Origin of the sequence: Desulfosarcina variabilis str. Montpellier, assembly GCF_048565275.1 — a bacterium.
GTDB classification, from domain to species: domain Bacteria; phylum Desulfobacterota; class Desulfobacteria; order Desulfobacterales; family Desulfosarcinaceae; genus Desulfosarcina; species Desulfosarcina variabilis.
Window position 1 is genome coordinate 4604226 of record NZ_CP159846.1, and the last position, 25142, is coordinate 4629367.

A 25142-nucleotide genomic window follows, 5' to 3' on the forward strand; every position below is an offset into this window, starting at 1 on the left:
TACTTCCGGGGGCTTTTGACCGGAATCAGTCAAAAAATGAAAAATGACAGAAAACCGAGCCGGTTTTTTGCATTTGGATGTCATCTTGTAAGAGAAGTAAACTATCGATATCTTAGGGGCATGCAAAATGCGAGCATTATTATTTTGCGAACATTGGCGTTACACTATTCGCCAGCGCTTAGCCGTAGGCTAACATCCAGAAGGGAACAGCAGCCTTGCGCAACATGAGAGGTTTTTCAACATCCTTTGTAAACCCAGTCATATAGGGCATAGCAAAGGCTGGACGTATCGTATAGGCGATGCCATCAACTTTAATACGGCGGATCCAAATCGACAGCTTTTTCGAACGATACTTATCTTTCATCCGATAGCCTTTGGAAAATGAAGGCGGAAACAGTTCTGGGAAAAGCTCATATTGCGCATCCAGAAATTTTCTGAAATCGACGGCCGAATTGATTTTGTTGTCATAGGGTTCTTGAGAAAATGGTAAACATATGGTTCTATTGAGTCGGGTGGTGGATGTTGCTGCATCTGCTTTTCCCATGTATAGTTAGAGACCTCCTTGCCAGGGTATGGTCTCTAACTATACAAAATCATTAATAAAAAGTCTAGTTGTTTAAATATTACGAAAAATCAACATGTTACACTAATGTTCATCCAGCTCCCCTAAATCCGTTATAATCAGTAAATCTGTTGACATCTGCGTCGATATCTTCTAAGTATGCGTTTCCAACTGAGCGGGAATAACTCAGTGGTAGAGTGCGACCTTGCCAAGGTCGAAGTCGCGGGTTCAAATCCCGTTTCCCGCTCCATTTTTTTTCTTAAGGCGGCATAGCCAAGTGGTAAGGCAGAGGTCTGCAAAACCTCCATTCACCAGTTCGAATCTGGTTGCCGCCTCCAATCTGTGATGATATGCAAAGGGCCGATTGAATCAGCCCTTTTTTTTATCCAGTCTGACCGTGCCGTAGTTGGCTTCCCTGTTAAACCTAATTGTTTGAATATTCTATATTGCTGGGCATGATCTATCAAAGGCGGGGGAAACGGCGGGATGGCGGGGACGATTCAAGAGATCCATCAAAATAATGATTGGTTTTGTATCCACACAGGCTACAGCTCAGATAGCGATGCCGGTCCGATGCCTCCTGCAGGCAGGTGTCGTAATACCGGCACCAAAAATTGCGTAGAAAGTCGGTTGGACTGACATTTGTGGTCGGTCTGGGAAATAACGGGGCTCGTTTCACAACCATCTCCTCTTTTTCAACGGGCATGTTTTAATTTACTTTCAGTTCTCGTCGACTGCATCGGGGTCTTTCCCAGCACAATCCATACCATGTCTTCTATTTAATTTTTTTATTCTTTAATATACAAATGGAAACAGTTGGTTGCGTTTTAAATAGTAGCTCGCGGAATATGAAGAAAGATGATGCTGGACCGGATCGGATGGCCGGCTTGTGAACCCGGAAACATACCCCATGGGTAATTAAGGTTCCAGATTAGGGTATTGACTCAAAATTGCGAAGCCAATAAAACAATCCAGGAAGAAAACCATATGAAATTCATTCACACTGCAGATATCCATCTCGACAGCCCCATGCATCGCCTGGAGGCCTATGAGGGTGCGCCGGTTGACGAAATCCGCCAGGCATCCAGGCGGGCCTTCGAGAATTTAATCGATCTGGCCCTGAGCGAGACCGTTGACATGGTTCTCATTGCCGGCGATTTGTTCGACGGAGACTGGAAAGACTACAACACAGGCCTGTTTTTTATCCGTCAGGTGCGGCGTTTGAGCGATGCCGGTATCCGGGTGTGTATCGTTGCCGGTAACCATGATGCGGCCGGTCAGATGACACGCCGTTTGCCGTATCCGGAAACCGTCCACGTATTCTCATCGGCCGGGCCGGAAACCATCCTTCTGGAAGATTTGCGGGTGGCGATTCACGGGCAGAGTTTTGGCAAAGCCGCGGTGACGGAAAATTTGGTACGACGCTATCCGGAGCCGGTTGCTGGCTACATCAATATCGGCATTTTGCACACCAGCCTGACCGGCCGTGAAGGGCATGAGAACTACGCCCCCTGCAACCTTGACGATTTGATCAACAAGGGGATCGACTACTGGGCCCTGGGCCATGTTCATCAGGCCGAAATTGTGTGTGAGGAGCCGCCGGTGGTGTTTCCCGGCTGCATTCAGGGCCGCCACATCCGGGAATGTGGGGTAAAAGGCTGTATGCTGGTGGACATACAGGCGGATCGCCCGGCAGATATTCACCATCATGCACTGGATGTCATCCGATGGGAGAAGGTGGTCATCGATGTAGCCCGGGCCGAGACCATCGATACCCTGTTGGAGCGATTTAATGACGATTTTGAACAGGTACTGGCATCCCATGACCCCCTGCCGGTGATTGCCCGGATTGAACTTTGCGGGGCAACCGATCTTCATCACCGACTGGTATCGGATCCCGAACACATCAAGCAGTTGATTCGATCCACGGCTCTGGCATCTTTTGGCGACCGGGCGTGGATAGAAAAGATTGTGGTGGCCACCACCGCTCCCTCACAGGATATGGTGGATGTGGGGCCCTTGAAGGAGTTGTCCCTTGTGGCCCATGATCTGGTACAGGACGAGAGCAAGCTTGTGGCCCTTGGCGAAGAGGCCCTGAGCACGGTCATTCAAAAGCTGCCAGCGGATTATCGCACGGGGGAGGCGCGGATCCGCTTGGATGATCCGGAAATGATTCGCGAATTGATTGAGCAGGCCCAGGCCCTGTTGGTCCAGCGCCTCCGGAAAGCGGACGAAGGCCCATGAAAATCAAGACTATCCGGCTTTTTGCCTACGGACCGTTTACCCAAACGACGCTCGATCTGTCGAGCGGCTCATCTGACTTCCATCTGGTGGTGGGTCCCAACGAGGCCGGCAAGAGTTCCACCTTGCGAGCCTTGCGGCACCTTTTCTTTGGCATTCCGACGCGCACGGCGGATAACTTCCTGCACCCCTATCCGGATCTTCGCATCGGTGCCAGCCTCAAGCGCAGTGATGGACAGACCATTGACTTTGTCCGCCGTAAAGGGTTGGCCAAAACCCTGCGCGGGGCAGACGATGAAGCCGTGCTGGATGACCAGGCACTTTCCTCATTTTTAGGCGGAATCCACCAGGATCTGTTCGAGCAGATGTTTGCTATTGGACACGACGATCTGATTCGTGGAGGAGAGGAGATCGTTTCCGGAAAAGGCCGCATTGGTGAAGCCCTGTTTGCTGCCGGCGCCGGCTTGATACGGCTGCAGCGTATCCAGCAGGGATTTGATCAGGACTGCGGCGCGTTGTTCAAGCCGAGTGGATCAACGCCGGCCATCAACAAGAGCATTGCTGAGATTAAGGCTGTGAGAAAAGAGCAAAAGCAATCGCTTTTATTGGCCAAGACCTGGCAAGCCCATGATCGCAACCTGCGCCAGGCACAAAAACAATTGGCAGCGGTAAACAGCCGCCTTGAACAAAAAAAACAGCGTATCGCTCGCCTTGAGCGCATTCATGACGCGCTTCCGTTGATCGCCCGTAAACGAGAGATCGAAACCGAATTGATTGCCTTTCGTGGGATCCCCGACCTGGCGGATGATTTTGGCGATAAAAGGCGGGATGCCGAGAAAGACATCGCCATTGCCAGCCGCGATTTTGAGCGATTCCAAAAACAGATAGACAAAATTCGCCAACGTCTCAACGACATTCAGGTTTCCGATATATTGATCGAGCATGCATCGGCCATTGAGTCCCTGCAACATGAGCTGGGCAGTTTTCGAAAAGCGCAGAAAGATCGTCCCGGGCTGGAAGGGCGCATGCGCACCCTGAGACATCAGGCGGGTGAGATTCTGGCCGAGATTGGTGACGCGATCACCGGTACGGCTGGACAACTGCCGCCCTTGCCGCCGTCCACGGTGGGGGAAATCCAGAATTTGAGCAAAGCCGTTGAACGCCTACAGGCCAAGCTGGAGTCTGCCGGTGCAAGACAGCGCAAACTATACGCCCGCCTGGACATGCTGAATAAAAAACGATCACAATTGTCCATGCCGGCCGAGGTGACCGCGCTTGAAACAGCCGTTACCTCGGCCCAGGACGCCATGGCTCTGCATGGTCAGGGCCAGGACCTGGAACGCTCGATCCAGACCCTTCACAAAGATCTGACCCGCCGCATCAGTCGTCAGCGATTGTGGGCCGGATCACTGGAGCGGGTGGACACGCTGCCCTTGCCCGCGACAGAAACCATCGATCGATTTGATCGGCATCTGGATGCCGTGGGGCGGCGCGTCGAACAGCTTCAGGCGCAAAAGCACAAGGTACAGGAGGAGATTGATGGCATCCAGACGGACCTGCAGTCCATCGATCTTGCCCATATCGTGCCCACCGAGTCGGATTTAAACGATGTCCGGGCCCTGCGCGACAGGGGATGGAAAATCATCCGGGGGACGTTAAGCGGACACCCCGTACCGGCATCCGAACAGGACGCCTTCTGCCGTGAATCCGAGGCAGCGGCGAGCCTGCCGGACGCTTTTGAATGGAGCATGAAAAGGGCGGATGATATTGCCGATCGTCTGCGGCTTGAGGCGGATCAGGTGAGCCGCAAAGCCTATCTTCGGGCGCGCCACCTGCAGTTGTCTGCCGTGCTTGAAAAAACGCAGCAGGAATTGGCAGACGAAGCCGCCGCCGGTGAGGACCTAAAAAAATCATGGAAGCAGCTGTGGACACCGGTTGGGGAAGAGTTCGAACCGCTTTCACCTCCGGAGATGCGATCATGGCTGCTCGACATGCTGGCCATTCGGGAAAAGCTCGGAGAGCTTCGTGCGGCAGCGAGCCGGCGCGATGCCATCGCCAGTGACCTGGACGGCAGTCGATCCCGTTTACACCAGGCGATGATCGATACGGGCGCGCCGTCGGCGGATGATGCCTGTCTGCCGGAGATGATTCATGCGGCCAAGGCCTTCATTAAGGCCCAGCGGCTGCTGGGAACGCGTATTGCTGCCATGGACCAGGAGATCGACGCATTGAACCAGGAGACCGCCGACGTTGCTGCCGAGGTGGATGACCTGAATCGCGCACTGTCTGGTTGGACATCAGACTGGGAGAAAAACATCAGCCGCATGGGGATTAAAGCCGATGCCAGTCCAACGGCTGTGCTGGCCGTGATCGAAAGCGTGCGTGATGCGAAAAGCAAGCTTAACGAGGCTGAGGTGCTGAAAAAACGCATTGATGGCATTGAGCGGGACGCTGCTGCCTTTGGTCAGCGGGTCAAACAACTGGTCACCGTCGTGGCCGCAGCGCTTTCCGATGAGCCCAAGGACAGGGCGGCTGAACTGCTCTACGCCCGTCTGACGGCTGCGCGCCGGGATGAATCCGAAAAGCGCAGCCTTACCGAACAAATGCAGGCGGCCCAAAAAAACCATAAGGATGCCGAGGTGCGGATTCTCAACGGCCAGGCATTGTTAAGCGCGCTGTGTCGTGAAGCCGGCTGCGAAACAGCGGATGCCCTGATCGACATTCAGCGCCAGGCGCAGCGGCGTAAAACCCTGCTGCAAAACCAGGCGGCCATCGATGACCAAGTGCGACGGTTGGGGGCCGGTGCCACGGTGGAAGAATTCATCACCGAAGCATCGGCGGTGGACGCCGATGGGATCACCGCTGAGCTGGAGCGGCTCAGCGAAGACGTCGAGCATCTGGAGCAGGATCGATCGGCCTTGGAGCAGACCATCGGCAGTGAGATGGCAGAGCGCAAACGCATGGATGGCAGTGCTGCTGCGGCTAGTTATGCCGAAAAGGCCGAACGATTGCTGGCCAGCCTCGAGTCGCAGGTACAAGCGTATGCACGACTGAAAATCGCATCGGTCATTTTGGCCCGAACCGTCGAACAATACCGCAGCAAACATCAGGGCCCATTGATTTCGCGGGCCAGCGAGCTGTTCGCGCAGATGACCTTAGGGGCCTTCAGCAGTTTGCGGGCCGAGTACGATGAAAAGGGCAACCCGATTTTGGTGGGGATTCGATCCAACACCCATGCGAAGGCCGCTCAGGTGACGGTGGATGGAATGAGTGACGGCACGGCCGATCAACTGTATCTGGCCCTTCGGCTGGCCAGCCTGGAGCAATACCTGGCGCACAACGAGCCACTGCCCTTTATCGTCGACGACATTCTGCTGCGCTTTGATGACGATCGTGCCCTGGCCACATTAGAGGTGCTGTTTGCGCTTTCCCAAAAAATGCAGGTGCTCTTTTTTACCCATCACCGCCATTTGGCGGACCTGATCGAGAGCTCTGAAACGCTTAAGCCGGCAGTTAATATTCTTAGCTTGAATTAGAAAGCAGACAAGGGATTGTAATCGTGTGGCAAAAAGAACTGGATGAACTGGCCAAAAGAAGAACCATCGCCCATCGCTTGGGCGGAGAAAAGAACATCGCCAAACAACATGCACACGGTAAAATGACCGTGCGCGAGCGTATCAAACGCCTTTGCGATGCAAACACGTTTATGGAACGGGGCATGCTGGCCGGCGTGCCCACGTACGACCCGGACGACCCCCATCGGCTAGACAGTCTGGTGCCTTGTCCGTTTATTATGGGCATTGGCAAGTTAAACGGAAGGCGGGTCGCGGTTCACGGAGATGATTTCACCATCAAAGGCGCTTCGGTGGGGCGTATGTACAAGAGCAAGGGAGCCTATTTTGTAAAAATGGCCCGCTCGCTGAAACTGCCCATCGTGCGTCTGGTGGAAGGGGCCGGCGGATCTATCAAGGAAATTCTGGAAATTGGTTACACCGAGCTGCCCAGCTCCGGCGATGAGTGTGCCCAGGATCGGGTGGAGATGATGAGCGAGGTGCCGGTTGTGGCGGCCGGATTCGGATCCGTGGCCGGCCTTGGGGCGCTATACATGGTACAAAGCCATTTTTCGGTGATGGTCAGGCATATGTGTCATGTGTTTGTGGGCGGTCCGCCGCTGGTCAAATCGGCCTTTGGTGAGGAGCTGACCAAAGAGGATCTGGGCGGTTACCTTCTGCATACGCGGCAGACCGGGGTGGTGGACAACGATGCGGTCGATGAGAAAGATGCCCTGGACCAGGTCAAATGCTTTCTTTCCTATATGCCCGCCAATGTCTGGGGGATGCCCAGGCGTCAATTTACTGAAAAAGATGACCCACAGCGCCAGGAAGCGGATCTGGCGAGCATTGTTCCGCGGGACAAACGCAAAGCCTATGATATGCGCAAACTATTGACCATGGTGCTCGACCGGGACTCGATGTTTGAGATTGGAAAATATCAGGGCCGCTCGCAGATTACAGCTTTGGCACGGATAGATGGGTACCCGGTTGGCATTTTGGCCAATGACCCGCATTTTCTGGGTGGTTCCTTTAATTATGATGTGGCTGAAAAATTTCAACGCTTTATCGACATGTGTGATACGTTTCACCTGCCCATTGTCAATTTTGTGGACCAGCCCGGGTTTACCATTGGCCAGGAAAGCGAAATTCAAGGAACCATTCGCAAAGGGGTGCGGGCCAGTTTCGCGATCATCCAGGCCACCATTCCCATGGCCGTTATTTATGTGAGGAAGTGTTTTGGTGTGGCCGGTGGCGCCCAGAAAAGCGGGCTGCGTTTTTGCTGGCGCTATGCCTGGCCGTCGGCCATATGGGGTAACATTCCCGTGGAAGGGGGCGTGTATGCGGCCCACAGGCGGGAAATTGAGGCGGCCGATGATCCAAAGGGGTACCTTGAAAAACTCCAGGATGAATACCGGGCTGTGGCCTCCCCCTTTAGAACTGCCGAGGCATTCGGCATTGAGGATATGATCGATCCGGTGGAAACCCGTCCGCTGCTGTGCGAATGGGTTGAGATGGCCTATCAGATGGAATCAACCAATCTCGGGCCTAAGAAACGTGGCATGCGATGCTAGATAAATAGTGGCCATCCAGAAATGGGTCATTTCTGGATGGCCACCAAATAGCGGATTGCCTTTTTCCCCTCTATACTAATTTTTTTCCCCTTCGTTTTTTTCTTTTCTTGACCTACGAGCCGAAATGGACAATAATCCGTTTCGTTATGTCATCATTGACCGAACGTATCTGCCGGCGCCCGCCAGGGGAACTTCCCATCCTAAAGAATGGCCCATCAGCCAAACCTCGCTAAAAATTATAAGGTTATTTAAGGTAAGTTTTAATCCTTTTTAAAAAATATAATAAATAAATTACTAAATATAACTAAAACTGAAAAATAATACCTTCAATACATAGATAGTATCTATCCAAAATATTCTTTTTTGACAAAAGCTATTTCTAATATTTTCAGCACTTTTATTTTTTTGCTTGACAAAATTAAGGGCCAAAGTTAGTTATAGAAAACGTTCGTTCTCCCAAGAGAAAGGTGCCAAGACGATTTGTACCAGACCAAAATTGGGTACATCTTGCGAGCCCAATTACCAATTGGTCCATAAAAAAGGATCTACTACTTCAAAAGGGGTAACAAAATGAGGTACGGCGCAACAGGGGTTAATTTAGAGATTGATCTATCCCGTGGTAACATTGAAAAGGTGGAAACAGATCCAGAAATAACTGAGCTGTTTTTAGGGGGCCAGGGCGCGGCTGCCAAAATACTCTTTGAACGGGTTCCCCCTGAAACAGACCCCTTTTCTCCAGATAACCTTTTGATTTTCAGTGCTGGGCTTTTACATGGTACACCCACACCGGCAGCTAACCGCGTTTCGGTCAATACCTTTTCTCCCCAGACCAACCTCATGTCGCATTCGCTGATGGGAGGCTTTTTTGGACCGGAAATGAAATATGCCGGTTATGATCAAATTATCATCCGCGGCAAGGCGGACGACCTGGTCTACCTTTATATTAACAACGACACGGTGGAAATTCGTGATGCTACCCATTTGCGCGGGTTGGGCTGCACGGAAACCGGTGACGTGTTGAAAAAGGAACTCAAAGACGAAAAGATTCAGGTGGCCGCCATTGGTCTGGCCGGCGAAAATCGGGTGTATACGGCATCCATTGACCATGGGCACTCCAGCGCCGCACGCGGCGTGGGCGTCATCATGGGCGACAAGCGCCTGAAGGCCATTGCCGTCAGAGGAACCAAGGATGTCAACGTCGCCAAACCGGCCGAGCTTTTCGAAATTTGCATGGAAATGCATAAAAAAATCGGCGGAAGTGATGGGTGTGGGGACTGGATGGCTTATGATGAGGATGACAGTTTCCATCATAATCATTTTTCCTGGGGCAATGCGCGTGTCCGTCGGTTGAATTTCTGGAGCGATGAACTGCAAGAGCGTTGGACCAAAATCAAATACGATAACATGGATCGTCAGACGAGTTGCTACAACTGCCCCAAGAAATGCCGCAACGTCATCAAGTATCCGGGCCGCAAACGCTTCGCCTACAAGTGCTATGGAAAAGATACCTATCACATGGCGGCTTTCAAGGAACTGGATTTCAGCTATGAAATTCTGGGCGAGGCTCAGGAATACGGGTTGGATTCCTATTCAACCCCCCAGGCGATGGCATTGGCGGTAGAACTCTATGAAGCCGGCATACTAACAGACGCCGATATGCCTGATTTCCCGAAGGACAGTGGGGATCGGTTCTTCTATCTGATGGAAAAGATCGTTCGCCGAGAAGGAATCGGCGACATCTTGGCTGACGGTGTTTACTGGGCCGCCCGGAGAATCGGAAAGGGCGCCGAAGCATACGACCACAATACCATCAAGAAATTTGAACAGCTGCCCATTAAACTGGGTAAGATCAACCCGGCTTATTTTCTGATGATCGCCACGGGTGAGAAAATGAGTATCACCCAGATTGAAGGCTCTTTTCCCCAGGATCCGATTCCTGACCTGGAAGAACGGCAGGCATTCGTCGACAATTGGGATGCCCCACCGGACCAAAAATTCAAAGACTACTTCCTCAAATGGGAAAAGCGCAACATCATGTCCAATCAGGCGTTCTGTGATATCGTCGACTGGAACGAGGCCATGCATTACATCGACGATTCCATCGGCCTTTGCGGATTCGTTTCATCATTCAGGGGGCAGTTTGGCGGTGGCGTTGCCTATCATATGAATAATATTCCTGATTTTATCGCATTGTCCACCGGTTTTGAAATGGACAAGGATAAACTGTGGAAATGTTTCCAGCGCATCCGCACCCTGGTGCGGGCTGTCAATGTCAGGCGAGGCCTGAGACGAAAAGATGAGCGGCCGCCTGAAGATCATTGGGTCGTCCGGGATGAAGAGATGGAGCAGAAACTGCTTGACGATTACTACGAATTCAAGGGCTGGAACAAAGAGGGCATCCCGACCAAGAAGACGCTCGATGAACTCGGCCTGGAATTTGTCAGTGAAGATTTTGTCAAAAGAGGCATTCTGACCGGCAGTGATGCGGAAACAGAGAATTAATAACGCTAGGGGGTGGTTACCGTGAAGGCTGGTTCAAAAAAGAAAATCATCAAAGAAATAAAAGTCGACATCGATAAATGCACGGGCTGCCGGTCCTGCGAATTGGCCTGTTCCGCATTTCACTCCGTGCCGAAATACAGCAGTATTAACCCGGCAAGGTCTCGTATTCGAGTCCTTATGGATGAAATCAAGGATCAGTATGTACCAATTCGTGCCGGTGACTATACGCATGCCGAATGTAACGGCAGAAACATTTATGTCATTGACGGCAAGGAATACTCCGAGTGTGCCTTCTGTCCGGCATCGTGTCCGTCCAGAGATTATTTCAAAGAGCCGGACTCCGGTTTGCCGCTGAAGTGTGACATGTGTGAGAGTGTACCGCCGTTGCCTGAGCCCATGTGTGTGCAGGCCTGCGAATTCGATGCGCTGACCTATGAAGAAAGAGAAGAGGAAGTCGTTGAAGAAGAAGTGAGTCGCAGTGAAATTGAAATCGGCATCCAGGCACTCATACGCAGATATGGCGCCAAATCGGTAAAAGAGGCGGTGAACAAAGCAACCAAAGGCTAACCCATCATTGATGAAAACCAAGAATAGGCGACCTATCACGTGGAAATACTAGCACCTTTCAAAGAAGTAATCGAGGAGATCGTAGACGCCGGCGGAGAGATTTCCAAGCTGTGTTTTCAATGCGGGAGATGCGATACCGTCTGCCCATGGAACCGAGTCCGCGATTTCAGCATACGCAAGATTATCCGGCAGGCAAACTTGGGACTCACCGAAGTTGATGGTGAAGATATCTGGCTGTGTACCACCTGTGGCCGGTGCGCGGACAATTGCCCCCGGGGCGTCAAACAAATCGACATCGGCGTTTCTCTGCGCCGCATGGCTTCGGAATATGAGGTGTTTCCAGCTTCTGTCAAATCGGCACGGACGGCTCGCGCGGGTATCATTTCCGAAGGCAACCCCTTGAGCGAAAGTCGCGACAAACGCGATGCGTGGGCCAAAGACCTGTCCTTGAAACCGTTTTCCGAAGAGATGGAAATTCTCTACTTTGCCGGCTGCTATTTTAGCTATGATCCCAGAATGAAAAAAGTGGCTGTGGCCACAGCCAACATTCTGAAAAAAGCCGGCGTTGAATTCGGGATTCTGGGCAACAAGGAAAACTGCTGCGGAGAAAGCATCCGCAAGACGGGAAGCGAAGATGTCTTCAGGGATGTGGCCCGGCAGAATATCAAAACCTTCATCGATCATGGCGTGAAGAAGATTTTGGTTTCCTCCCCGCATTGTTATCATACCTTTAAGAATGAATACCCCGAGTTCATGGTGCACTTTGATGTGGTCTTTGCCACCGAATACATCCTTGAACTGCTTCAAACCGGGCGCCTGATCATCAGTGGTGAATACAACAAGAAAGTCACCTACCATGACCCCTGCTATCTTGGACGGCATAACGGGATTTATGATCAGCCGCGCGAAATTCTGGATCGCGTACCGGGACTGGAACTGGTGGAAATGATCGACTCACGCAAAGATAGTCTGTGTTGCGGCGGTGGCGGTGGCCGGATCTGGATGGATACGCTCAAAGGTGAACGTTTCTCAGACATCCGACTGGATCAGGCGTTAGACGTGGGAGCCCAGGAGCTGGTGACTTCCTGCCCCTACTGCATCACCAACTTTGAGGATAGCCGGCTGACCATGGAATACGAGGACCGGCTGGAAATCAAGGATATTATGGAAATTGTCCAGGACGTGATCGAATAACGTTCCTTTTATATAAGGATACGATTCAAGGAACCGTAGACACCTGACAAGGACGGATGAAATTGGAAAAAGAAACAGTCGAAGAACGAGCCGCTGAGAGTTCAGCAGACGATAAGCGTGTAGACGTCATGATTGTTGGTGGCGGAATCAGTGGCATCCAGGCCGCTCTCGACCTGGCCGAAACCGGGTTTAAGGTCTATTTGGTTGATAAATCTCCGGCCATTGGCGGTAAAATGTCGCAACTTGACAAGACCTTTCCCACCAATGACTGCTCCATGTGCATCGAGTCCCCCAAATTCATCGAGTGCAGCCGGCATCCGAATATTGAAATTTTAACCTACACCGAGGTCGAACGGGTGGAAGGGGAAGCCGGTGAATTCATGGTGACCCTGACCAAAAAACCTCGCTACATCATCGAGGAGAAGTGTACCGGATGCACGGTTTGCGTTGAGTACTGCCCGGTTCAGGTTCCCGACCCGTACAACCAGAACCTCTCCTTGAACAAGGCCATCCATATCTACTTTTCCCAGGCCGTTCCGCTGATTACCTATGTCGATCCCGAAGCCTGCCTCTATTTGCAGGATGAGAAATGTACCATCTGTCAGGGGGTCTGCAAGAACGACGCGATCGATCTGGACCAGAAACCCGAACGGCTGGAAATTGAAGTCGGTGCGATCATTCTGGCACCCGGGTACGAGGTGTTTGACCCGCGTCCCCGTGGTGACTATGGCTATGGCATCTTTGAGAATGTGGTTACCAGTATGGATTTTGAACGCATCCTGTGCTCCACTGGACCTTACGATGGGGAGATCCTGCGTCCGTCAGATGGTAAACATCCCCACAAAATTGCATGGATTCAGTGTGTCGGGTCACGGCAGGTCATTGAGGGCGGCAACAGCTATTGTTCCGGGGTGTGCTGTGCGTACACCCAGAAACAGGTGATTCTGTCCAAGGATCACCATGCCGATCTGGATGCGACGATTTTTCACAACGACATCCGCGCCTTCGGCAAAGACTTCGAGCGATTCTATCAGCGGGCCGAGAATCTGCCTGATGTGCGTTTTATCCGCAGTTATGTGTCGATCGGGCGGGAGATCCCCGAAACCAAGAATGTTACCATCCGTTATTCGACCTTTGACGAGGGCGTCAAAGAAGAAGAATTTGATATGGTGGTGCTGTCTGTCGGGCTTGCACCGCCCAAAGACGCCTTGGATCTGGCCCAAAAGTTCGGTATCGAACTCAACCCGCATCAATTCTGCCTGAACAAAACGACCAACCCCATTGAAACATCCCGTCCGGGTATTTTTGTCAGTGGGGCGTTCCAGGGGCCCATCGATATTCCCGAGTCGGTCGTCACCGCCAGTGGCGCCGATGCCCTGTGTAGCCAGTTTCTGGCCTACCGCCGGGGCGATTTGGCCAAAGACCGCGTCTATCCGCCGGAACGCGACGTTAGCGGCGAAGAACCCAAGGTCGGCGTGTTCGTATGCCACTGCGGCGCCAACATCGGTCGTGTGGTGGATGTGCCTGACGTCGTCGAATACGCCAAAACCTTGCCAGGCGTCGTGCATGCCCAGGAGAGCCTGTTTGCCTGTTCCACGGACAATGCCCAGCAGATCTCCGATACCATTCGTGAAAAGGGCCTTAACCGGGTGGTGGTCGCTGCCTGTACCCCCCGAACCCATGAGCCGCTGTTTCGCGATACCTGTCGTGAAGGCGGAATCAATCAATACTTTTACGAGATGGCCAACATCCGTGAGCATTGCTCCTGGGTGCATTCCAAAGAGAGTAAAAAAGCAACCCAGAAAGCCAAAGAAATTGTCCGGATGTCGGTGGCGCGATCGACGCGGCTCGAGCCATTGGAAGAATTCGATTTGCCGGTGAACAAAAACTGCTTGGTGGTTGGCGGCGGTGTAGCCGGAATGACCAGTTCATTAAGTTTGGCGAACCAGGGATTCCAGGTTTACCTGGTGGAAAAGGCGTCTGAGCTGGGCGGCATGGCGCGCAACCTTTACTACACGCTTGAGGGCATGGATGTTCAAGGGCATGTTAAAGATTTGATCCGTCAGGTCTACCGGCATCCTTCCATTCATGTCTCCCACGATGCAAAAATTTTGGATGTGAGTGGGTACATCGGTAATTTTAATACCAAAATTGAATCCGAGGGAAGAATAAAAAAGATTCCCCATGGGGCCGCCATAATAGCCACCGGTGCGGAAGAGTATAAACCCACCGAGTACCTCTACGGTGAAAATGAAAACGTGGTGACTTCGGTTGAGCTGGAGTCGATGATCGTTGGGCAGGACGAACGATTGAAAAACTGCCAAAGCTTGGTGATGATTCAGTGTGTGGGCTGCCGCAACGAGGAAAGAAACTACTGTAGCCGGGTCTGCTGTGGGCATTCCATCAAAAACGCCCTTGAACTTCGGGCCATGAACCCGGATATGGATATCTATATTCTTTACCGGGATATGCGTAGCTACGGCTTCAAGGAGGATTTTTATCGTGAAGCCGCGGAAAAGAACATCCGCTTTGTGCGTTACACCGTGGATGACAAGCCTGAAGTGGAAGCCGTCGAGGAAGGTGGCCGCCAAATGCTTCAGGTGACGGTAACCGACCATGTGCTGGGAGACCAGCTGCTGCTTGACGCCGATATTCTCCAATTGGCCGCCGCCGTGGTTCCATCAAAGACTAGTGCCGACGTGGCCAAACTGTTCAAGGTGGCCATGAACCCGGACGGCTTTTTCCAGGAGGCTCACGTCAAGCTGCGACCGGTGGATTTTGCCGCGGATGGTATTTTCCTTTGCGGTACGGCCCATTATCCCAAACACATCAACGAGACCATCAGCCAGGCCTATGGGGCTGCCGGTCGTGCGGCAACCGTGCTGGTCAAGGATTCGGTGACGGCTTCGGGCGCGATTTGTGAGGTCAATGAGGATGCTTGCGAGGCTTGCGGGGCCTGCATCTCCCTTTGCGCCTATGATGCAATCGAATTCGCAGATACCCCCAAAGGGAAGAAAGCCCGGGTCAATCCGATTCTCTGCAAAGGGGACGGCCTTTGCAACACAAGGTGCCCCACCGGGGCCATATATCTGAAGCACTTTACAAACGAAGAAATACTTTGCCAGATCGATGCGGCTTAAACGAAAAAGTAGGTTTGACCGTATTGTATGGATTCATGATTAAAGCAAACCATGATCACTAAGGAGTGACGTTAAATGGCTACTATGCGCGAGTTCCGGCCTGAGATATTGGGCTTCCTCTGTAACTGGTGAGGATATTCCGCTGCGGACCTGGCTGGAGTTTCCAGACAACAATTTGCGCCTGATATCAAAATCATACGTGTGATGTGCACCGGTAGAGTCGACCTGTCGTTTGTGCTGCGTGCGATCGCAAATGGAAAAGACGGCGTGTTAATCGGCGGATGTTGGCCCGGTGAGTGCCATTACATCACCGAGGGCAATTACTTGGCCTTGAGCATGATTAACCTAAGCCGCAAACTCCTGGCACTGATCGGTCTTGACCCGAAGCGCCTGCGGCTGGAATGGATCGCGGCATCCGAAGGCAGCCGCTATGCAGAGGTCATGAACGATTTTTCCCAGACGGTGAAATCGATCGGCCCCTTAGGCAAAGCCGAAGGAATCGATGAAGACGTGCTCGCTTTCCGCCTGAGAACCCTGCAAAGCATGATTCCGTATATTCGATTGGTGGAACGGGAGCGATTTCGGGTAACCACCAAAAGTGTCGAAGCGGTTGAGGGGTTCTACGCCAGTGATGAATTTGCCACCATGTTCCAGGAATTGATTGCCGATAAACTGGCCATCTGTCAGATCATGGACCTTTTGCGGGAAAAGCCCCGTTCAACCGGAAAACTTTCCAAGATCATCGGTCTGAGTACTTCCGAGATATCGCGCCACGTCAACATCGCCGCCCGGCAGGGAATGTGCCGCTTTGACGAACAAAAGAATATGCTTGCCGCCGCCTACAACCCGGATGCGGATGAATCGGCGGCCAAGGCAGCGGCCGAGGTTAAACCGCTGGCCTTGGGTAATGACAAGATCGATCAGATCATTGAAAAGTACCAGGGTAATCCTGGGGCCTTGATCCACGTGCTCATGGATGTGCAGAGTGAGAATAAATGGCTGCCCAAGGAGATTTTAACCCTGATCAGTGAAAAACTGAATGTTCCCTTGAGCCGGGTCATACAGATTTCTTCTTTTTACAAGACCTTCAGCTTAACGCCTAAGGGACGCCACGAAGTCCACGTCTGCAACGGTACATCCTGTCACCTCAGAGGGGCAGATCACCTGCTCGCTTCGGTTCAGGAACTGATCGGCATCCGGCCCGGTGAGATGGACGCGGATTCCAAATTCAGTCTGGATACCGGCAATTGTTTGGGGTGCTGTACGTTAGGACCAGAGATCATTATCGATGGAGAGCATCACGGTAGGATTTCAGCTGACAAGGCGAAAGATTTGCTAAAAAACTACGCGTAAGGAAAGACTATTATGCCAAGGATAAATTCAGCTGCTGAGTTGAATGCATTAAGAGCGGATATCCTGTCCCGCAAAGATCCTGAGAAACCGGCGATTGCGATCTGCGCGGGTGCGGGATGTCACGGGTTGGACAACGGGGCGGTGATCCGGGCCTTTCAGGAAGAAATCGAAAAACAGGGCTTGACCGATCAAGTGGACGTCAGGGCCACCGGTTGCCACGGCATGTGCGAACAGGGACCCAATGTCGCCATCTATCCTGAAGAGATCTACTACGTGAAGGTCACACCGCAAGATGTGCCTGAAATCGTGAAACAGACCATTCAGGAGAAAACCGTGGTTGACCGCTTGGTTTACACGGATCCGGTGAGCGGCGAAAAAGCGGTTCATTTAAACGAGATCCCCTTTTACAAGCTCCAGCGCCGCAATCTGATCAGCCATAATACGCGCATCGATCCAACCAATATTGAGGATTATATCGGAAATGGCGGCTACGCGGCCCTTTCCAAGGCGCTTTTTGAAATGAAGCCCGAGGATGTACTGGGCGAAGTCAAAAAAGCCAATTTGCGCGGACGGGGCGGCGGCGGTTTTCCGGCGGGCCTCAAATGGGAGACCGCGCGCAACGCGCCAGATAAAGAGAAATACGTTATTGTTAACGGTCATGAAGGGGAACCGGGGGCATTCATGGACCGGGCGATCTTTACGGGCAATCCCCATCTGGTGTTGGAGGGACTCATCATCGGTGCCTATGCCATCGGAGCCCATCAGGGATTTATCTACACCCGCCACGACTCCAAGCAGCTCAAAAAGAACATCGATCGGGCTCTCGAACAGGCCAGAGAATATGGCCTGTTGGGTGACAATATCATGGGCTCGGGTTTCAGCTTTGACGTCGAGGTGCATTTTGACGTTGGTATTTTCGTTTCCGGTGAATCCAGTGCCTTGATGCGGTCCATCGAGGGTAAGAACCCGGAACCGCGGCCCAAATACATCCGCACCTCGGTCCACGGTATCTGGGACAAGCCCAGCAACCTGAACAACGTGGAAACCTGGGCCAATGTTCCCCAGATCATCGAGAAGGGGGCCGACTGGTACGCCGGCATCGGTACGGAGCGCAGCAAGGGGACCAAGATGATCTCCCTGTCCGGTAATGTGGTCAACGCCGGTGTTGTGGAAGTGCCGTTTGGAACCACCTTAAGGCAAATCATCTACGATATCGGCGGCGGCGTTCCGGGGGGTAAAAAAATCAAGGCCATTCATTTTGGCGGAGCCATGGGCGGTTCGATTCCAGAAAGCCTGATTGACACGCCCCTTGATTTTGATGAACTCAAAAAGGTGGGGGCTCCCATGGGCGCCGGGGCCTTGATGGTCATGGATGAGGATACCAACATGGTCGACGCCACCCGTTTTTTCCTTACCTTTTTGACCAATGAATCCTGTGGCAAATGTGTGCCCTGCCGCGAAGGTATTCGGCAACTGCTTACCATCTTAGGCGATATGTGTGACGGTAACGGCAAAGAAGGCGACATCGAAACCATGCAGGAGATTGCCGAGGTGATGAGTGCCGCATCCCTGTGCTCGTTGGGGAAAACGGCCACCGACCCGCTTAAAGGTACGCTAAAGTATTTTAGAGAAGAGTATGAGGCGGCGATCAAGTAGTGTCTATCGATAATTTTGTAGACGCGCAGGATAATTAAAATCATCTATGGTTGTGACCAACCAACGCAACAGAGAGTGAAGCTTGATGAGTGATATTACATTGAACATCGACGGCAGGGAAGTGAAGGCTAAAGAAGGCATGACCGTACTCGAGGCTGCCAAAAGTGCCGATATCCATATCCCCACCTTGTGTCACAACGAGATGCTGGAGCCTTATGGCGGATGTCGGCTGTGCACCGTGGAAGCCGAAACGCGGGGACGCACCAAGCTTGTCGCGGCCTGCCTTTTCCCGGTCGAGGCGGATCTGATTGTTCGTACAAGGTCTGAAACGGTTGATAAAATCCGCAAACTGATATTGGAGTTCCTGCTTGCCCACGCACCGGATTCAGAGAAGATGAAGGAGCTGGCCAAAGAATATGGGGCAGACAAGGACCGGTTCCCCAAATCTTCCTCGTTTTGCATTCTGTGCGGGCTGTGTGTCAGGTACTGCGCCGAGGTGAAACAGAAGAATGTGATCGCCTTTGTCGACCATGGTGCCAAGCGGGAAATCAATTTTATTCCGGAACTGGCTGCCCAGGAATGCTGGGACTGCAAGGAGTGTTTTCCGCTGTGCCCCACTTCTTATTTGCAGGCGGCATATCACCTGACGCATGCGCTGGCTTTCCCTACACTCAAGCTGGAGACGGCAGCCAAGGCATGAGGGCGACCAGGTTAAAACAGTATATCGTACCGCGTACGCCAAAAAAGCAGCTGCATCGCGGGCTGCATCATCGCAACCATAGAATAATCAGGGGAGGAACCTTGCATGGCAGTCATATTTTCAGCACGCGAAATCGCCGAGTCCGCCGTTGAAAAAGAGAAAAGGCGCAAAGCTTTTTATGCGAAAGTCTGTGAACTTAGCACGGACAAAAAGATGAAGGATCTTTTTCAGTTTCTGACCGACGAGGAAGACAAACACGTGGCGGCGTTCACGAAACTTCGGGACAGTCTGCCGGCAGAAACCCGCGCAGATGAGTATGACGAAGATATGGACGCCTATATGGACTCGATGATCGATGATCGTCTTTATTCTAAAATTGATTCGGCCGAATTCGTGAAAGAGGCCATCGACACCAAGAATGTCTTTCAATTGGCGATCGGCTTTGAAAAGGACGCTATCCTTTACTTCCGTGAATTCATGCCCTTTTTGAATGATGCGGATAAGAAGATCGTTGATGGATTGATAGAAGAAGAAAAAGGGCATATCCGCAAGCTTGCCGAGGTTCAAAAGCAGATGGGCGAGTAGAATAAACATGAAGACCAATAGATGGTAGCCCTATCGGTCAATACAGCGGCTCCCTGATTTTACAACTGAGCGCAGGGAGCCGTTCTTTTTTTACGAGTAGCCGATTTATTTGATACTGCTGATAGCAAAACCGACCAAGTAACTGGAACCTTTCGTGGTAATCCCCCGGGTCTTTTTAACGACCGCTGCAACAACGTCAAGATCACCATCACCGTCAACGTCTACAAGGGCTGAATCGGCTATAAACCTGGCCACGTCCATGGTGTGTGACGTGGAGCGGATGCCGGCATTCTGATATTTGAGCCATTCCAGCCGTCCTTTGGCGTAAATCCGATGGCGAGCCAATACGCTACTGCCCTTGAAGCTAAACTGGTTTTTAACCACCAACAGTTCCTGAACGCCGTCATTATCTACGTCGTGAAGATGAATTCTGGGAGGCAGGTAAATATACTCCTTTTCATCCCACTGCTCTTCATCCGTAAAAACGATAAAATTTGCCCCCCCGCCGTACTTCTCGGTGGTGAGCCAGATCTCTTCTCCGGATGGACTGAGGATTTGTACGTAGCTGTCTGAATCATAGGTCACCACTTCAGGTTTATCTGGTGATCGGACAGCGCCACAGGCAAATCCAAAAATATTCAGATTACGCGGCAAGGCAAGCCGTTCACCAGCAGTATAAGCCGTATTGGTCCATTGCATCTCGTAAATACCGGATGTGAATTGTTTTCCCTGGCCCTGGCGCTGGCCGACCAGTATACGCCCCCGGTGAAAAAAATCCACGTTTCGAAAATACCAGGGCAGTTGGGTGGCGATTCGTTGCAAGTCGTTACCGTCCCATTCCAGTACAAAAGAGAGTACTTTGCTATCTTTTTGGCCGAATCGTGTGACGAAAATTTCCTGCCTGCCATTGCCATTGACATCGGCGATATCCACACCGATAAAATCGCCTACACTGTCGTATTCGGCGAGTTTAGCCCACTTGGCGCCAATGAAGCGATAAACGAACAAATGATTGCTGGTGATGGTTACAATGTCGGCGATGCCGTCTCCATCAACATCGCCTGCTGAGATACCGCTAGCTTGGCCCTTGATGGAGCCGATTCCCGGCAGTCGAGTTGGTTCAGTTTGGCTGAGTGTTTTTCCGACGTTGGAAGGGTGCCGATCTGTCGCGGGAGATGGCATGGGTGCGGTGACAACAGAAGGCGAGGTTTTTTTACCAATCGTCGGGGGCACGGATTGGTCCGGTTGCGATGGGCTGTGCCCGAGTAGACGGGTGTTAATGGTGGCCGCTAATTCATTAATGTGCTCGATCAGCTCGGCCTGCTGGCGACCTGTTCGATTAAAGGATAGCACCGGTGTGTCTACTGCCGATCCTTTTAACACTTGTGCATCGGTACTGGCGCTATCGCCCACGATGGTAACACTGCCGGTGATCACATAATCGGCAGCGGCCGTTTGGGATAAGGCCTTCAGGTTATCTCTTTTCCCATCGGCAGTAGCGACAGTGACGTTGCTGTCTTTTTCCAATCGCGAGGTCAGCATATCACTGATTCCCTGCTGCAGGTAACTGAATTTTTCAGCTGCGTTGATGGTAAACGGAACGATCAGAATGCGGGTCGTTTCACCTGCCTGACTGATTTGCGCCGGTGTCGAAAGGACGCTGAAAACAAAAGTTGTTATTCCAATGAAGATTAAAAAGAATTTGTCTATGTAAACCGGTTTTGTTCTGTTCACAGCTTCCCATCGCTTTTGTTGGTACAGGTTATTGAAGGGCGCCGTTCGTAACCGCTACGTCGCTGCTGGGCATCATTTTTGTAGCTATGCCAAGCATGATGAACTCGTAAAAAGTTCCGTTCGGAAGAATCCGTCAAGAATGATAATCCCTTTACATATCCGGTCAGGGGAGTCAAGCTGTAAGCTTTGTATGGTAAAAACCCTATGTTTATCTGCCCTTTTTAAAAAAACGCTTTCCGTTTATTAAAAGGGAAGCCTGCCAGGGGCAGGCTTCCCGATATTTCGCATCGATTCTCGCTATGGCAACGAACTGCCATGGGAATCGGTGGGTGTTACGATGTATGCCGATTAAAAAAGCACCCGCATCCACAAACTGTAAACGTTGGACGGGTCTGGATCAATATCGTCCATGAAACTGGCATCGACCCGTTGATAGGTGGCGTGCAGAGTGGTTTTGGGAGCGATCGGGTAAACGGCTGCCGCCAGCAGGTTGTAGCCTTTTTCGAATTCACCGGTGACGCCGGTGAGATCGTCGTCATCGGCGACCATGTAATGGAATTGACCGATCAAAGAAAGCTTTTCAAACATTGTGTACATGGCGCCTACACCCGCACCCTTGGAGCCGGTGCCTTGTAAATAGGGGTCAAATACATCGCCGGGCAGGGGGCCGGGAGGAATCACTGATGAAAAGAGAAAACCATTGGCACGCCCATAGGTTTCCGTATCCCAGCCCATGGACCCACCGTTGCGGATGTCGTAGGAGGCAAAGGGGTTACCCATGGAGGTTATCTTTTTTTCATTGTCACCCGCGGCGGATGAGTAGAACAGGTCCAAGCCCACCTTCAGGGCATCGCTGATGTTGAACATACCGTTTACATTGACCTGGGTTCCGGTATAGTCAACGGTCGTGTCGGTTTCTTCATAGGTAAGCTCACCGCCGAACTGCGCCACCTCACCATGAACGGCTAAAGCGCCAAGATCCATCCTGACACGTAAACCAAACACGTGCGGTTCTTCTTGGTTGTTATAATCGAATCCCGTTCCATTGGGGGTTGCGCCATGGCCACTATCCGATTGCTTCACACCGAAAATATTGGCGGCAAACGTGTCACTTTTCCACCCCAAAACAGCCAGATAACGATCCTGATCTTTGGTTTCGGGCGTTTCATCCCTCAGGCTGAACAAGCGTGTGCTATCCGTACCGCTGCCGATTCCTTCCCACGCTTTGATCCACCCCAGGCGGATGCCAAACGGGGTGCCGGTTTTGATGTCGAATTGCAGGCCCGGTTCATTGTCACGGAACACTTGGGTTTGACCAACCGGGAAAAACTGAAGGCCGGCGCGAACACGCAACCATGTGGTGTCTACGTCAACATAGGCGCGATCCACCTGAATTTCGGAATCGTCATTGTTGGTTGATGTGTCACCGGCTCGGTTCGTATCAAAATCCTGATCGTGTCCCCACATGCCTTCGGCAAAGTCAAAGCGCAGATGAGCAGAGACATTGTCCGAGGCCTTGAACGTGGGAGCCAGACGGAAGCGCTGGTAAACATAGTCGAGTTCGTCTTCGTCAAGCGTTTCGGCCAATCCTTGATTCTGAGAAAAAACGCCTTCTGCATGAAAGCCCTGGACGACATACTCGCCCTTGATGCTCAGATTGGGCTCTGCCGCCGCCGGGACGGTCATGGCTACAACCAGTGACACTGCCAAAAAAACTACAAACCAATTTTTCATTTTTTACTTTCCTCCTCCGAAAGAGTTAACATGGGTGACGACTATCAACGATATGCACCAAAGATGTTGCTTTACAGGAAGCTTGTGGAAGACTATGTCAAAGAAAAACAACGACCGTAGTCGATCCTCAAAAAAAAGGCTACCTGTCGATGCAGACCTGATGGTCAATCACCTTCCCCCAATAAAAAAAATGAAAATGTTGAGCCGGTTGGTTCTTCATCGCGGGATACCTTGAAGCAGGGCTCGCAACAAATCAACAGAAACCAATAATCTGCTAACTTCCCGGCAGTGATATGTATTTCGCCATCGCAACCGTGTCCGGAATAATCGTTGCGATGGCGTTGGTACTTGAAAGATGAAGTGGGGGGGGCGTTGTTTGCGGAAAGGTCGATAAAAAAGATGATCAGTGCAGATAATCGTAATTCCCCGCACACCAAACCATTCCCATCGGTTGCTGAACGAGGATTTACGAATTTGGGCTTCTTTTCTGCGTGTCTAACCATAAACTCTCAAAAATAGCGGGTACAAGGAGTAACAGCAACATTCAATCAACAAACAGTTTGCGAAACAGAGTCAATCAATTCGCAACGCAGAAATGATGCAAAATTAAAGCATCATAAAGTTTAAAAAATGAATTTAATTTATTAAATACATTGAGTAATTAAATTTATATATCTCTATTGGACAAGTTGTGTCAATAGTATTTGTAAATTATTTGTAGAAGAATGGATCATTCGTGTGTTGAATCGATACGCAGGATAGGATAATTTACGTGTTGAATAAAAATGGGGGGTCCATTCATTGTTGATGTAAACGCGTATAGGCGGGGATGAGGGAAAAAGCAGACGATGAGCAATTCTAACTACAAAAGCAACCTGACGATTGACGAAAGAGTGTTGATCGCAACCGTGAGAGCCGCCGAATTTTTTAAAAGAGTCCATTCTAGCGTTTTTAAAAAATATGGCCTATCCTTTTCGAAATACAATCTGTTACGGGCACTCGATGCCAGCAGTCATGGCCGTAGCCGGATCAGTGACGTGAGCCGCATCATGCTTGTGCCGAACGCCAACATTACCGGTGTGGCCAAACGGCTTGCAAAAGATGAATTTATCGTCAAAAAATCCGATCCCACGGATGATCGCGTAACGATTCTAGAAATAACACAAAAAGGAAAAGATGCGATCAGAACCATCGAAAAGGACAAGGACAGCAGTTTGAAGATGATGTTGAAGGGGTTGTCGAATAACGAAAAATCAGCATTTCTGGAAAAAATAAATACGATATTGAAAAACAGCCTATTGTCGCCGGATAAAAAGGATTTTGGTCAATTCTGATGAACCGACAAACTTAGCACTCACCTTTTCTTTCAATATTGAAGGACGACGAGGACGCCGATGATTCGATCAACATCGCTTTTAGTGTTTCAAATTCATCGGTATCAATGGCACCGGTTTGTTTGAGTTCTGCAAGATGCTGCAACTGATCAAGAATATCAGCTGTATTGGTATTCCCATTGGCCGATGGCAACAACGGTCGATTTTCCTGCGGTAGGGCAGGGCGCGTATCGGCCTGATCGTGTCCGCAGGAAAATTTTACCATTCCATTAAAAATTGAAAGTTCAACCGGTTTGCCCAATAGCAGGTTGCGGCGAACCTCTTTGCGAACCAAAGAGCCGTTTTGTCGGAATCGAAACCATAGCCTCCGGCATAGTTTAACGGCAAGCCAGCACAAGACGATCAATCCTGCTATCCCACCAGCGATAATAACATACCGTAAATCCAGCGCCCCTTTGATCAGGATCACCACAAAGGTCCCTAAAAGGGGAATGGCAAACAGAGCAATCAAAATAACATAAAAAATTCCCAAGCTCCGGAGGAAATAGAACTGACGCTGCCAATATCCGTCTTTTGAATCCACGATGTTGTTATTCCTAAAAAATATGTTGCTGGTATAACAGTTCGTAATAGTATCGAAAAATGACAAAACCCAGTATGGAATGCCATTATCCTCAATATTGATCTTTCATAATAGCATATCAATACCAACTAA

Annotated in this window: 16 protein-coding genes, 2 tRNA genes and 2 pseudogenes; 15 read left to right on the plus strand and 5 right to left on the minus strand. The window is 51.2% G+C overall.

The annotated features are described in order from the left end of the window. Positions 1 to 178: 178 nt before the first annotated feature. On the minus strand, positions 179 to 544 hold the full coding sequence (locus Dvar_RS20785; RefSeq protein WP_419663872.1) for a hypothetical protein: 366 nt from the start codon (positions 542 to 544) through the stop codon (positions 179 to 181). 193 nt (positions 545 to 737) lie between these two features. On the opposite strand from Dvar_RS20785, the gene Dvar_RS20790 reads away from it, so the two are divergent. The 14 genes and pseudogenes from Dvar_RS20790 to Dvar_RS20855 all read left to right on the plus strand — a co-directional run bounded on the left by Dvar_RS20790 (position 738) and on the right by Dvar_RS20855 (position 19625). Further along, positions 738 to 812, plus strand: a tRNA-Gly gene (locus Dvar_RS20790). Positions 813 to 825: 13 nt separating this feature from the next. Then, positions 826 to 900, plus strand: a tRNA-Cys gene (locus Dvar_RS20795). A gap of 649 nt (positions 901 to 1549) precedes the next feature. After that, positions 1550 to 2806 carry a metallophosphoesterase family protein gene (locus tag Dvar_RS20800; RefSeq protein ID WP_419663873.1) on the plus strand — a complete coding sequence of 419 codons (1257 nt, stop codon included), beginning with the start codon at positions 1550 to 1552 and terminating at the stop codon, positions 2804 to 2806. Beyond that, a complete protein-coding gene (locus tag Dvar_RS20805; protein ID WP_419663874.1) occupies positions 2803 to 6339 on the plus strand; it encodes an AAA family ATPase in 3537 nt (1178 codons plus the stop codon). Before Dvar_RS20800 ends, Dvar_RS20805 begins: the two co-directional genes overlap by 4 nt. Positions 6340 to 6362: 23 nt before the next feature. Then, positions 6363 to 7928 (plus strand): acyl-CoA carboxylase subunit beta, encoded by a 1566-nt coding sequence (locus Dvar_RS20810; protein WP_419663875.1) that lies wholly within the window; start codon positions 6363 to 6365, stop codon positions 7926 to 7928. A 570-nt stretch (positions 7929 to 8498) separates the two neighbouring features. Continuing rightward, positions 8499 to 10430, plus strand: coding sequence for an aldehyde ferredoxin oxidoreductase N-terminal domain-containing protein (locus Dvar_RS20815; protein WP_419663876.1), 1932 nt, complete (start codon positions 8499 to 8501; stop codon positions 10428 to 10430). A gap of 21 nt (positions 10431 to 10451) precedes the next feature. Beyond that, on the plus strand, positions 10452 to 10997 hold the full coding sequence (locus tag Dvar_RS20820) for a (4Fe-4S)-binding protein (protein WP_419663877.1): 546 nt from the start codon (positions 10452 to 10454) through the stop codon (positions 10995 to 10997). Positions 10998 to 11036: 39 nt separating this feature from the next. Beyond that, a complete protein-coding gene (locus Dvar_RS20825; protein ID WP_419663878.1) occupies positions 11037 to 12191 on the plus strand; it encodes a (Fe-S)-binding protein in 1155 nt (384 codons plus the stop codon). Positions 12192 to 12247: 56 nt separating this feature from the next. Then, positions 12248 to 15331: an FAD-dependent oxidoreductase gene (locus Dvar_RS20830; protein WP_419663879.1), complete on the plus strand. Its 3084-nt coding sequence runs from the start codon at positions 12248 to 12250 to the stop codon at positions 15329 to 15331. Positions 15332 to 15406: 75 nt separating this feature from the next. Then, positions 15407 to 16171, plus strand: a pseudogene (locus Dvar_RS20835) (hydrogenase iron-sulfur subunit); the annotation flags it as partial. Between the two features lie 87 nt (positions 16172 to 16258). Next, positions 16259 to 16684 (plus strand): annotated as a pseudogene (locus Dvar_RS20840) (NAD(P)H-dependent oxidoreductase subunit E); the annotation flags it as partial. Positions 16685 to 16696: 12 nt separating this feature from the next. Continuing rightward, positions 16697 to 18340 (plus strand): NADH-ubiquinone oxidoreductase-F iron-sulfur binding region domain-containing protein, encoded by a 1644-nt coding sequence (locus tag Dvar_RS20845; RefSeq protein WP_419663880.1) that lies wholly within the window; start codon positions 16697 to 16699, stop codon positions 18338 to 18340. Between the two features lie 85 nt (positions 18341 to 18425). Continuing rightward, on the plus strand, positions 18426 to 19040 hold the full coding sequence (locus tag Dvar_RS20850) for a 2Fe-2S iron-sulfur cluster-binding protein (RefSeq protein WP_419663881.1): 615 nt from the start codon (positions 18426 to 18428) through the stop codon (positions 19038 to 19040). Positions 19041 to 19145: 105 nt separating this feature from the next. Further along, on the plus strand, positions 19146 to 19625 hold the full coding sequence (locus Dvar_RS20855; RefSeq protein WP_419663882.1) for a hypothetical protein: 480 nt from the start codon (positions 19146 to 19148) through the stop codon (positions 19623 to 19625). Between the two features lie 105 nt (positions 19626 to 19730). Here the strand turns inward: Dvar_RS20855 and Dvar_RS20860 are convergent, their stop codons facing one another. From Dvar_RS20860 to Dvar_RS20870, 3 genes are all read right to left on the minus strand, one after another. Continuing rightward, complete coding sequence (locus Dvar_RS20860; protein WP_419663883.1) at positions 19731 to 21359, minus strand: FG-GAP-like repeat-containing protein; 1629 nt, start codon at positions 21357 to 21359, stop codon at positions 19731 to 19733. Positions 21360 to 21707: 348 nt separating this feature from the next. Next, a complete protein-coding gene (locus tag Dvar_RS20865) occupies positions 21708 to 23093 on the minus strand; it encodes a porin (protein ID WP_419663884.1) in 1386 nt (461 codons plus the stop codon). 164 nt (positions 23094 to 23257) lie between these two features. Further along, the gene (locus Dvar_RS20870) at positions 23258 to 23596 is read right to left on the minus strand and encodes a hypothetical protein (RefSeq protein WP_419663885.1); all 339 of its coding nucleotides are present in this window, start codon (positions 23594 to 23596) and stop codon (positions 23258 to 23260) included. 345 nt (positions 23597 to 23941) lie between these two features. Between Dvar_RS20870 and Dvar_RS20875 the strand changes: the two genes are divergently transcribed. After that, complete coding sequence (locus Dvar_RS20875) at positions 23942 to 24427, plus strand: MarR family winged helix-turn-helix transcriptional regulator (protein WP_419663886.1); 486 nt, start codon at positions 23942 to 23944, stop codon at positions 24425 to 24427. Positions 24428 to 24440: 13 nt separating this feature from the next. Here the strand turns inward: Dvar_RS20875 and Dvar_RS20880 are convergent, their stop codons facing one another. Further along, a complete protein-coding gene (locus Dvar_RS20880) occupies positions 24441 to 25010 on the minus strand; it encodes a hypothetical protein (RefSeq protein WP_419663887.1) in 570 nt (189 codons plus the stop codon). Positions 25011 to 25142: the final 132 nt, after the last annotated feature.